At 67.1% G+C, this 10,040-nt stretch carries 11 protein-coding genes and 1 pseudogene; 5 read left to right on the top strand and 7 right to left on the bottom strand.

What is annotated here, in order from left to right; translation table 11 throughout:
- On the top strand, positions 1–1,991 hold a 1,991-nt coding region (locus ACFWPJ_RS15360), incomplete at its 5' end, for an AAA domain-containing protein (protein WP_378851625.1).
- Between the two features lie 138 nt (positions 1,992–2,129).
- On the opposite strand, the gene ACFWPJ_RS15365 is transcribed toward ACFWPJ_RS15360, so the two are convergent.
- From ACFWPJ_RS15365 to ACFWPJ_RS15375, 3 genes are read right to left on the bottom strand one after another with little or no spacing between them, the layout of a single operon-like run.
- Complete coding sequence (locus tag ACFWPJ_RS15365) at positions 2,130–2,489, bottom strand: hypothetical protein (RefSeq protein WP_378851628.1); 360 nt, start codon at positions 2,487–2,489, stop codon at positions 2,130–2,132.
- A 58-nt stretch (positions 2,490–2,547) separates the two neighbouring features.
- Positions 2,548–4,059: a hypothetical protein gene (locus tag ACFWPJ_RS15370; protein ID WP_378851631.1), complete on the bottom strand. Its 1,512-nt coding sequence runs from the start codon at positions 4,057–4,059 to the stop codon at positions 2,548–2,550.
- Positions 4,056–4,271 carry a hypothetical protein gene (locus tag ACFWPJ_RS15375; RefSeq protein WP_378851634.1) on the bottom strand — a complete coding sequence of 72 codons (216 nt, stop codon included), beginning with the start codon at positions 4,269–4,271 and terminating at the stop codon, positions 4,056–4,058. Before ACFWPJ_RS15375 ends, ACFWPJ_RS15370 begins: the two co-directional genes overlap by 4 nt.
- Positions 4,272–4,457: 186 nt before the next feature.
- Here ACFWPJ_RS15375 and ACFWPJ_RS15380 point away from each other — a divergent pair, with 186 nt between their 5' ends.
- Entirely contained in the window at positions 4,458–5,129 is a 672-nt protein-coding gene (locus tag ACFWPJ_RS15380) for a TetR/AcrR family transcriptional regulator (RefSeq protein WP_378851637.1), read from the top strand.
- A 172-nt stretch (positions 5,130–5,301) separates the two neighbouring features.
- Here ACFWPJ_RS15380 and ACFWPJ_RS15385 read toward each other — a convergent pair whose 3' ends face one another.
- Entirely contained in the window at positions 5,302–6,552 is a 1,251-nt protein-coding gene (locus ACFWPJ_RS15385; RefSeq protein WP_378851639.1) for a hypothetical protein, read from the bottom strand.
- Complete coding sequence (locus ACFWPJ_RS15390) at positions 6,549–6,764, bottom strand: hypothetical protein (protein ID WP_378851642.1); 216 nt, start codon at positions 6,762–6,764, stop codon at positions 6,549–6,551. Before ACFWPJ_RS15390 ends, ACFWPJ_RS15385 begins: the two co-directional genes overlap by 4 nt.
- Positions 6,765–7,001: 237 nt before the next feature.
- Between ACFWPJ_RS15390 and ACFWPJ_RS15395 the strand changes: the two genes are divergently transcribed.
- Positions 7,002–7,166: a hypothetical protein gene (locus ACFWPJ_RS15395; protein WP_378851645.1), complete on the top strand. Its 165-nt coding sequence runs from the start codon at positions 7,002–7,004 to the stop codon at positions 7,164–7,166.
- 4 nt (positions 7,167–7,170) lie between these two features.
- On the opposite strand, the gene ACFWPJ_RS15400 is transcribed toward ACFWPJ_RS15395, so the two are convergent.
- A complete protein-coding gene (locus ACFWPJ_RS15400) occupies positions 7,171–7,443 on the bottom strand; it encodes a MoaD/ThiS family protein (protein ID WP_378851648.1) in 273 nt (90 codons plus the stop codon).
- A gap of 3 nt (positions 7,444–7,446) precedes the next feature.
- On the bottom strand, positions 7,447–8,544 hold the full coding sequence (locus ACFWPJ_RS15405) for a WD40/YVTN/BNR-like repeat-containing protein (RefSeq protein ID WP_378851650.1): 1,098 nt from the start codon (positions 8,542–8,544) through the stop codon (positions 7,447–7,449).
- A gap of 288 nt (positions 8,545–8,832) precedes the next feature.
- Here ACFWPJ_RS15405 and ACFWPJ_RS15410 point away from each other — a divergent pair, with 288 nt between their 5' ends.
- Both ACFWPJ_RS15410 and ACFWPJ_RS15415 read left to right on the top strand, forming a co-directional pair.
- Positions 8,833–9,369: a hypothetical protein gene (locus ACFWPJ_RS15410; protein ID WP_378851653.1), complete on the top strand. Its 537-nt coding sequence runs from the start codon at positions 8,833–8,835 to the stop codon at positions 9,367–9,369.
- A 277-nt stretch (positions 9,370–9,646) separates the two neighbouring features.
- Positions 9,647–9,988 (top strand): annotated as a pseudogene (locus tag ACFWPJ_RS15415) (SDR family NAD(P)-dependent oxidoreductase); the annotation flags it as partial.
- Positions 9,989–10,040: the final 52 nt, after the last annotated feature.

Below are 10,040 nucleotides of genomic sequence, written 5' to 3' on the forward strand. Positions count from 1 at the left end.
TTGTGGATGGGGGCGTCGTCGACGAGGCATCGCAGGCAGGCGCCGCCGCGGTGATTCTCCAATATCTCGCACCGCGGATCGTCGTGATCGGAGACGACAAGCAGGTTTCGCCGTCGGCGGTCGGTGTCAACGAAGGCGAACTCAACAGTCTCAGCAAGCAGTACCTCGCCGGCGATCGCTACATCGACACGTGGAAACTGCCCAAGCGCAGCCTGTTCGACGAGGCGATGATGCGATTCCCGAATAAGTTGACGCTGGTCGAGCACCGACGGTGTGTTCCGGAGATCATCGGGTTCTCCAACAAGATCGCCTACGAGCCTGAAGGCGTGTCGCTCATACCGGTGCGCCGGTTCGGCAGCGATCGACTGCCGCCGGTACGCACGGTGTATGTCGAAGGTGGACAGGAGATTCGGCCGAAGGTCAACGAGGTCGAAGCCGACCGGATCGTCGAACAGATCGCTGCCTGTGTGGCCGACCCCGCATACGACGGCAAGTCGTTCGGCGTCATCTCGCTGCTCAGCTCGGAGCAGGCAAAGGTCATCTGGCGCAAGCTGATCGACGTCGTGCCGCCCGAGGAACTCGAGGCACGACACCTGCATTGCGGCGATGCCGCCGATTTCCAGGGCGCCGAGCGCGATGTGATCTTCCTGTCGCTGGTTGCCGCACCTCGCGAAGGAGGCAGGCTGACGGCGCAGACGCAGGACGCCACCGTCCAGCGCTACAACGTCGCGGTCTCCCGTGCTCGCGATCAGGTGTGGTTGTTCCATTCGGTGACCACCCAGCACCTTGCCAATAGTGAGGACATGCGATTCCGGCTGCTGGACTACTTCCTGACCGTCGAGGCAGGTGCCGAGGAATCAGACTCTCCCGCAGAAAGATTCAGTGACGACACGCTGATCAACCCCTTCGAGTCGCTGTTCGAACAGCAGGTTTACAACGGGCTTGTCGACAGGGGCTACCAGGTCACCGCCCATCACACGGAGACCGCTTGCGATCTGGACATCGTGGTGACCGGCCGGGGCGGACAGCTCGCTGTGCAATGCGACAGCGATCGCTGGCAAGGCGCAGATGCCTACCGTGCCGAACTGGCGTTGCAGCGCGACCTGGAACGGTGCGGATGGCCGATTCATCGGATCCGGCAGGCCGAGTTCATTGTCGACCCGGAAGGGTGCCTGGATTCGCTGTGCGAGGTTCTTGACAGTTGCGGGATTCTGCCGCTCGGGGAAGATCCCATTCCGGACCGAATTGCTGAAGCAGGTATCGGGGGCGCGGCCGTCGAAGCACTGCCACCGCCGACAAGTCTGCTCGACGAATTCGATTGGGAAAGGCCACAATCGCCATCACCTATCGAGTCGATCGCTATAGAGCCTGTCGTGACCTCGGGCGGGTTCGACCTGACGGACCCGGCACGATGGTTGAAGCCCACACGATCCGCGTCGGAAGCTGTCGAACCGGGGGAGCCGACGGCGGGCACTATGTGCGAATACTCTGAGTTCACAGGCGTCCTGGAAAGCCCGACCTCGGCTTCGCACGTCACGATCGTCGCTGATCTGTGCAGCATCGTCGCCGTCGAAGGACCGGTTACCGGTCTTCGCTTGCGGGCGGCCTATGTCAGCGCGGCGAGGACGCGGGAGCGTGACAACGTCAAGAGTGCGATCGATCGTGCACTTCATGCCGCGGTAGCACACGGTCGATTGCTCGTCGACGATCCGCTCGATCTGGGGGACCCAGGTCTGATGTCCTACCGTGGTCCCGACCAACGTGTGTCGCAATGGAGAGTGCGGGGTCCGCGCCTCATCGAGCAGATCCCACCCCGAGAGCTGGCTGAGGTGATGGCGCACTACGGTCAGACGGTCGGTTGGACAGACCAGAACGACTTGTTCCGCGCGGTGATCAAAGCTTTCGGGCAGTCGCGACTGACCAACAATGCCATCGCAGCACTCGAGCGGGTTGTCGGTTTGGCGCATTCGCTGGGCGGCGATCGTCTGTGAAATTCGAACCGGCTGCTGCCGTGTAGGAAGAAAAGTTGGCTTTGCGGATAGGCCGGGGGACCATCTACGGCGACTGGCTGGTTGGGAGTGAGCGCATGGGCAGTTTCCGGGCATAGCACTCGCGCAACGGGTCTCGATTCATTGGCCGAACGAGAATCTGAGATTCGCGTTGATCAGCGTGTTCAGGCGGTAGCGAAGATGTCCGACGGCCGAATCGTCGAGGTTCGGGGTGTCGATGTAGAGGGTCCAGCGGAGGTCGGTGCCGCCTCGGCCGTCTGTGGGGAGGTCGAAGCGGATGCGGGCCGTGGGGTGCTTCGGCCACAGTGAGCTCCAGATGACGAGGTCGGGATCGTTGTCCTCGAGGAGGATCGGGCGTTGCTCGTCGGAGAGCAGGATCAGCCAGGGGCGGGCTGGGTCGCGGTCCGGGTTTGTGAGGGCGGCATAGACGGCATGGGGTGGGGCCGGCTGGTTGCGCTTTCTGCTGCCTATGGGGTGCATGGCGCGGATGGTAGTGGGGAACCGCGGTCGGGCGCGGTGACCGCGGTTCGTCGGTGGGTCAGGTCGACAGGACCTCGGCGATGTCGCTGTGTCCGCAGCGGGCTGCCTGGGGTGCGAGGAGGGTGCGGAGGCGGGGTGGGAGGTCGGAGTTGATGGCCGCCACGGACTTCCAGATTTCCGGGTCGGTGGTGGTGAACGAGGTGACCAGGGACTCGAGGTCGTCGGAGTCGGCGAGGAGGGTCAGGGAGTGGGCTCGGGCGGTGGGGTCCTGGCGGAGGACGATGCGGATCAGGGTGGTGGTGGAGCCGGCGGCGGGGGCCGCGGTGAGGGCGGCGTGGAAGTCGGGGGTGGAGAGGGTGGTGATGGTGGTGGCGAGGAGGTCGTGGGTGTGGGGTGGGAGGACGTCGACGAGGGGGAGGGCTGCGGGCCAGAGGTTGTGGGCGGCGGCCGTTGTGATGGCGGCGGACAGGGTGTCTGGGCGGTGCATGACGGGGAGGGCGGCGAAGCGGCGGCGGGCGGGTTCGTCGAGGGCCAGGGCTACGGGGATGAGGGTGTCCCAGTGGTTGCCGGTGTGGGCCTGTTCGATGAGTGCGGTGAGCGCGTCGTCCGGCTCTGCGGAGATCCGGGCGGCGACGGTGTGGAGCTGGGTGGGGGTCAGGTGCTCGGCGAGGGGGAGCAGGTCGAGCCAGAGGTTCTGGGTGAGGGCCAGGTCTGCGATGCCGGTGAGGACGGCGGGGTCCTGCATGATCGGGCGTTCGGCAAGGCGTTGCAGGGCAGCAGGTTCCATGCCCGCGGCTACGGGGAGGAGGGTGTCCCAGGCGTCGAGTTCGGTGACGGCGGTGAGGAGGGCGTCGAGGATTTCGGGGTCCTGGTCGGCGACGACGTTGCCCAGGTGGGAGCGTTCGGTGGGGCCTAGGAGGTCTAGGAGGGCGATGGCTTCGGGCCATTGGTTTTCGGCGGCGGTGGCGCGGATCATGCCGGGGACGCGGTCGGTGACGATGGTGAGGAGGCGGTCGGCGGCGTCGGTGTCTTCGAGGTAGTAGCCGACGTGGAGGAGGTCGATGTCGGCGGCGTGGGGGAGGGCGGCGCGCAGGACCTGGTCGGGGACGGCGCCGGCTAGGCGGCCCATGGTGAGGTAGTCGCCGCGGGCGATGAGTTCGCGGGCGGTGGCGGCGGCCATGCGGTCGGGGACCTCGGCGATGAGGGCGGTGGCGCGGCGGGGGTCGAGGGTGACGGTGGCGTCGGCGAGGAAGGTGGGGGAGAGGGCGGTGGCGATGGCGACGGCGCGGGAGGGGTCTACCGAGCCGGCGATCGCGGCGGCCAGGACGGGGCCGAAGGCGGCTTCGGTGATCTTGGCGGCGATCGGGGCGGGGATGAGTTTGGCCGCGGCGCCGATGCGATGCATGCGGTGGGATTCGCGGTCGGCGATGGTGCCGGTGATCTGGTCGCGGAACTGGCGGAGGGCCGCGGGTGGGAGATCGGCCAGGAAGTCGAGGTCGGCGGGGTCTCGGCGGTCGAGCACGCGGGCGAGCTTGGCGAGTTCGGCGGTGCTGTGGTGGGTCGTGGTCACAGTCCGAGCACCTTCTTCACGGCGGGGCGGGCGAGGCGGGGGATCAGGCGCATGCCGGAGTTGAGGGCGTCGTCGAGGGCGGCGCGGCGGTTGTCGAGCGCGGCGCGGACGTAGGCGTCGAGGACGGTCAGCTGCTCGGGAGTGAGGTCCGCGAATTCCGGGGGTGGCGGGGCGCCGAGTGTCGCGGTGAGTTGAGCCAGGGCATCCGGCACGGACCTTCTCCTTCGATGCGGTGTTCGGCAGAGCGTACTGCCGGTACGGATTGCGATACTGCCGGTCCGGATGGGGATTGTAAAGGGCCGCGGGATGACCTCCATGGGCCCGGCGGTGAGAGGGGGCCGTTCTGTTGGCGCGGACAATCGTGTAGTTCGTACCAGCGGTACGTGTACGGTGTCGGGGTGAGCAGATCGAGCCGCCGTCCCCCGCCGGTGACCCGGGATGCCATCGTCGACGCCGCGATCCGGGTGCTCGATCGGGACGGGCCGCGGGTCAGCATGGATGCCTTCGCCGCCGAGGCGGGCATCACCAAGCCGCGCCTGTATCGCCAGTTCACCGACAAGAGCGACCTCTACACCGCCATCGGCAACCGCTTCGCCGACGCTGCCTTCGCCGCGACCGGCACTGATCTGACCTTGCTGCTCCAGCCACCGCGTGAGGCGATCGCTCGGGCGCTCGGCGACTACGCCGTCGGTATCCTCGACCACCCGAATGTGTTCCGGTTCCTCGCGCAGGCGCATGCGGGAACCAGTGGGGACGGTGCGACCGGGCAGTACGACCTCAGTAGCGCGGTCGCGGATCGGTTCACGAAAAGGGCGCGGGCGGTGGCGGATTCGATTCCGCTCGACGCGGAGGGGATCGAATATCTGGCGCGGGCGATCGTCGGGGTGATGATCGCGCTCACCGATCTATGGCTGACCGATCCCGAACCGGAATCGGGTGAATTCGTCCGCCGGGTAGGGGAATTGGTGTGGGGAATGATCGACGCGTTTTTGCGGGGGCGTGGTGTGGAGGCCGCACCGGATGCGCCGATCTTTGTCACGTTGGCGGCGTTGAACGCGGATCAGGAGTAGCGGTTCGGTTGAAACGGGCGGACTGCCGCCTTCGCGCCCTGCGGTCTGGCAGTGAGCTCGGGTAGCAGTGTTTTCACGATGTCCCACAACGCGTCCGAGACGAGGCGCAACGACCCGAGCGTGCTGCCGCCGGCGGAATTTCGGCGGCAGCGGCTCGAACACAGGAGAACGTCTAGGTCTCGTTCGACAGCGCCGACGCGACCTCGTCCAGTCCACAGGTGCGGGCCTGGACGACCAGGAGTTTGCGCATGCGGTCCGGGAGTTCGCTGTTGATGGCGACCAGGGTTTCCCAGGCGGCGTGGTCGCCGCCGCCGAGGAGGTCGACGAGGGAGCCGAGTTCGGTCATGCCGTCGAGGAGGGTCAGGACGCGGGCTCGGGGTTCGCCCTCGACGATCAATGCCAGCGGGAGCATGGTGGGGGCTTCGGGGCTGGCCAGGATGATCAGGTCGCGGAGTGAGTCGTCGTCTTCGGCGAGAACGCGTTTCGCGATGCAGCGCTGTTGGTCGGGGTCGAGGTGGCGGACCAGGGGGATCAGGTCGAGCCACAGGCCCTGGGCTAGGGAGATGTCGGAGACTCGTTCCAGGGTGGCGGGGTCGTGCATGACCGGGCGCTGGGCCAGGCGCTGGAGGCCGGTGATGGCCATGCCGGCCGCGACGGGGAGCAGGGCGTCCCAGGCGTCGAGCTCGGTGACGGCGGTCAGGAGGCCGTCGAGGACCTCGTCGTCCTGTTCGGCGACGATATCGGCCATGCGGGCGCGTTCCTGGGGGCCGATGATGTCGAGGAGGGAGATCGCGTCCGCCCACTTCTCCTCGGCGTACATGGCGGTGACCATGCCGGGTACGCGGTCGGTGACCATGTTCAGCAGGCGTTCCGCTTGGGAGCTGTCCTCCAGATGGAGGCCGACCTGGAGGATGTCGCGGTCGGCGGCTTGGGGCAGGGCCGCCCACAGGACCGAGTCGGGCATGGACCCGGCCAGGCGGCCCATGGTGAGGTAGTCGCCGCGTTCGATCAATTCGCGGGCCACCTCGGCCGCCATCGCGTCGGGGACGCGGGCGATCACCTCGGCGGCTCGCTTCGGGTCGAGCAGGACGGTCGCGTCGGCCAGGAACTTCGGGGACAGGGATTGGGCGATCGCCACTGCGCGGGCGGGCTCGACCGCGCCGGCGACCGCCGCGGTCAGGGCCGGACCCAGTGCCTTTTCCGCGACCAGCGCGGCGACGGGCTTCGGGACCAGTTTCACCGCTGCGGCGACTCGTTGCAGGCGCTGGACGTCGCGGCCCGACATCTCGTCGCTGACCTGATCCCGGAATGCTTTGATCGCCGAAGGTGGTTGGGTCGTCAGGAAATCCAGGTCGGCGGGGTCGACGCCGAGCACCCGCGCCAGTTTCGCGATCTCGGCCACGGTGTGCCGCATGCTGCTCACAGTCCCAGTACCTTGCGCACCGCGGGGCGGGCCAGGCGCGGGATCAGGTGCATCCCGGCTCCCAGGGCGTCGTCCATGGCCGCTTTCCGTGCTGCCAGGGCCTGTTCGACGAAGCCGTCGAGGCGGGTGAGGTCGTCGATGTCGAGCGTCGCGAACTCCGCCGGAGGTGGGCCTCCGAGGGTGGCGGTCAGCGGGTCGAGTCGATCCGGCACCGACGTGCTCCTTCGATAGTGTTGGGGCAGTGACGATTACACGATAGTCGTGGGTGGTGCTCACCGCTTCGCGGCCAGCAGCGCCGTCGTAGTCCAGATCGACGATCTCCTCGGTGAGGAACTGTACGGCGGAGTTGGTCGACGAGCTCGGCACCATGCCGGGCGGCGGCGCCTGTACTCACGTCGACTCGCCTCGTGATGGTGGCAGCTACGCTTGATGGGGATGAGGGAGTTGGGATGTCCGAGGAGAATGAGGGAGTCGATCCGCGGGCGCGGTGGCGGGAACTTCCGCCGGAGCCTTCGGAACTCATCGAGGAGACGACGGTCGAGACGCGGGGCGCGGATCTGGGGGTTCCTGCGGTTGATGTGACCGAGGAGTTCGTGCGCAAGTACGGGTTGTGACGGGCTAGCCGCCTGCGACCGCGGGGATGATCATCAGTTCGGTGGTCGCGGTCAGTGGGGTGTTCAGGCCGTCGAGGGTGCGGCACTCGTCGCCGTCGATGTAGAAGTTGACGTAGCGGCGGAGGGTGCCGCGTTCGTCGCGGAGGCGGCGTTCCAGGGCGGGGGAGCGGTCGCGGAGGGTGTCCAGGGCGGCGCGCAGGGTGGGGGCGTCGATGTCGAATTCCTTGGCGCCGTTGGCATAGGGGCGCAGGACCGAAGGTAGGACGATGCGGGCCATGGGTTATCCGATGACGGCGGCGCGGACGCACAGGACGTCGGGGAGTTTGTCGGCGACGAGGTGCCAGTGGTCGCCTTCGTCGGGGCTGCAGTAGACCTCGCCGTTGCGGGTACCGAAGTAGATGCCGGTGGGGTCGGCGTTGTCGGCGGTCATGGCGTCGCGCATGACAGCTGCCCAGAACGGGACCGTCGGGAGGCCTTCGGTTTTGGCTGACCAGGTCTGGCCGCCGTCGTCGCTGCGGTAGACCGCGCAGGTGGCGTCCGGGGGGAAGCGGAAGCGAGCCATGTCGGCGACGAGGGGGAAGGTGTAGATGACGCCGGGGCGGCGGGGGTGGGCGACGATCGGGAAGCCGAAGTTGGACGGGGGCAGGTCGGCGTCGATCGACTGCCAGGTGGTGCCGTCGTCGGTGCTGCGGAACACGCCGCCGTGGTTCTGGAGGTAGAGGGTGGTGGGGGTTTCGGCGTCGCGGGCGACCTTGTGCACGCACTGGCCCCAGTCGGGCAGTTCGCCCGGCAGGAAGTCGGCGGTGACGCCGTGGTTGGTCGGGTGCCACGAGGTTCCGCCGTCGGTGCTCTGGTAGACGCCACCGGTCGACATGGCGACCGCGAGCCGCCGGGTGTCGGTGGGATGCGGGAGGACGGTGTGCAGCGCCAAACCGCCACCGCCCGGCTCCCACTTCGGGCGGTGTGGATGGTCCCACAGGCCTCTGACCAGCGTGAAAGTTCTTCCGCCGTCGGTGGAACGGAACAGGGCGGACGGTTCGACGCCCGCGTACACCACATCCGGTTCGGCATCGGTCGCCGGTGTGATCTGCCAGACACCTTGCAACGCGGCATCGGTGTTCTCGGGGAAGGCCAGTGGTGCGTCGTCGGGCTCGGTCCAGGTCTCGCCCAGGTCGTCGCTGGCGACCAGCGTCGGACCGAAATGGCTGTTCAGGACGCCGACGAGCAGGCGTGGGGGCTGCCGTCTGGTGTCGATCGCCAAGGCTTTGACATCGGCGATCGGGAACTGCGGCGGGCGCACGGTCCAGCTCGCCCGGCCGTCTGTGCTGCGGGCAAGGAACAACCCTTTGCGGGTTCCGATTCCGAGAAGTACGTCCATTGCCGACCTCCAGGTCGTCGCACCGACGCGGATGAAAAAGAGCGTACTCCGCGGTGACGTTAGGGCCGCGAAATCGCGGTCGGTGAGGGATACTGGTCCGATCGTGCGCAACCCGCTGCACGAGCGTGACATTTCCGCGACCATTTCGTAATGTGATGGTGACGTTGTTCTCGACAGTAGCTGGTGATCGATAAAGTGCCTGGTCAACATCGCACCCCTGCGCCTCCCACGGGGCGTACGTCTCTGGCTGTGTGCAGCCTCGCGGCAACGGTTCCCGGAATGCTGTGGATGGCGTTACGGCCCGCCACTGCCGAGGTGGAGCAGGTCGCGGCGGTTGCGCCGCACACGCCGTCCGCGATCGAGATCGACGCGCTGCCCGCGTTGACGCACGACGAGCCGACGATCGCCCCGGAACCCGTGGCCGCCGACGACGAGCTGGCGTCGCTGTCGGCGGAGAAGCTGAAGTATCTGTGCGCGACGGAGTTCAAGGGCACGCAGCCGCACGTCGCGCAGGTCAGTCACATGATCCAGAAGATGTTCGGCCTGTCCGACATCGGTGGCGCGCACGGGCGTTATGACGGTGATCACGGTGCGGGACTCGCTCTCGATCTCATGACATCGAATCCGGCGCAGGGTGATGCGATGGCCGCGTTCATCCTGGCCAACAAGGCGCGCTTCGGCGTCACCTATGTGATCTGGCAGCAGCGCTACAACGACGGCAGCGGCTGGTCGTTCATGGAGGACCGGGGCGACCCGACCCAGAACCACTACGACCACGTGCACGTGTCGTTCTCCTCGTACGGCGCGGCCAACCTCACCTGCTGATCGCTGCGGACCCGAACGACCTGCGGCGCGGCGGAAGTCGCCTCAGTTGCCGATCGGCGCTCCGAACAGCCCGGCGAGGGTCTCGCCGACGATCGACACCCATTCGGGCCAGGTCCGCTGATCGAGTGCCATCGAGCCGACATCGTTGAGCGTGCAACGGACAGCGGATCGGTCGGGAGCGTCGTCCTCGACTATTTCTTTTAGGCATATCGCCACGCGGAACGGATCGTCCTTCTACGGTGAAGGTGGCTCGGTTCTATGAGGAGGTATGCGGAATATGGGACGGTTGGCCGGCAAGGTCGCGGTGATCAGCGGCGGGGCGCGGGGGATGGGCGCGGCGCACGCGCGTCGGTTCGTCGCCGAGGGCGCCTCGGTGGTGCTGGGTGACGTACTCGACGACGAAGGGGCCGTCGTCGCGAAGGAACTCGGAGACGCCGCGATCTACCAGCATCTGGACGTGCGCGAACCCGAGCAGTGGGCCGCGATTGTCGCGGCGGCGGTCGAGACGTTCGGTGGGCTGCACGTTCTGGTGAACAACGCGGGGATCGTCAACGGGAATCTGCTCGTCGACTTCGCGCTGGAGGAGTGGCAGCGGATCATCGATATCAATCTGACCGGGAAGTAGAAGCGGATGAAGTCCCAGGTGCCCTCGATTTCCGAAGGTTGGTCAA

The organism is Nocardia sp. NPDC058497 (genome assembly GCF_042720195.1).
Classification (GTDB): Bacteria; Actinomycetota; Actinomycetes; order Mycobacteriales; family Mycobacteriaceae; genus Nocardia.

Coding starts and splice junctions, on each gene's coding strand:
- ACFWPJ_RS15365 (WP_378851628.1), bottom strand. CDS start 2,489: ATGCACCCCATAGGCAGCAGAAAGCGCAACCAGCCGGCCCCACCCCAT.
- ACFWPJ_RS15395 (WP_378851645.1), top strand. CDS start 7,002: ATGTCCGAGGAGAATGAGGGAGTCGATCCGCGGGCGCGGTGGCGGGAA.
- ACFWPJ_RS15400 (WP_378851648.1), bottom strand. CDS start 7,443: ATGGCCCGCATCGTCCTACCTTCGGTCCTGCGCCCCTATGCCAACGGC.
- ACFWPJ_RS15405 (WP_378851650.1), bottom strand. CDS start 8,544: ATGGACGTACTTCTCGGAATCGGAACCCGCAAAGGGTTGTTCCTTGCC.
- ACFWPJ_RS15410 (WP_378851653.1), top strand. CDS start 8,833: ATGGCGTTACGGCCCGCCACTGCCGAGGTGGAGCAGGTCGCGGCGGTT.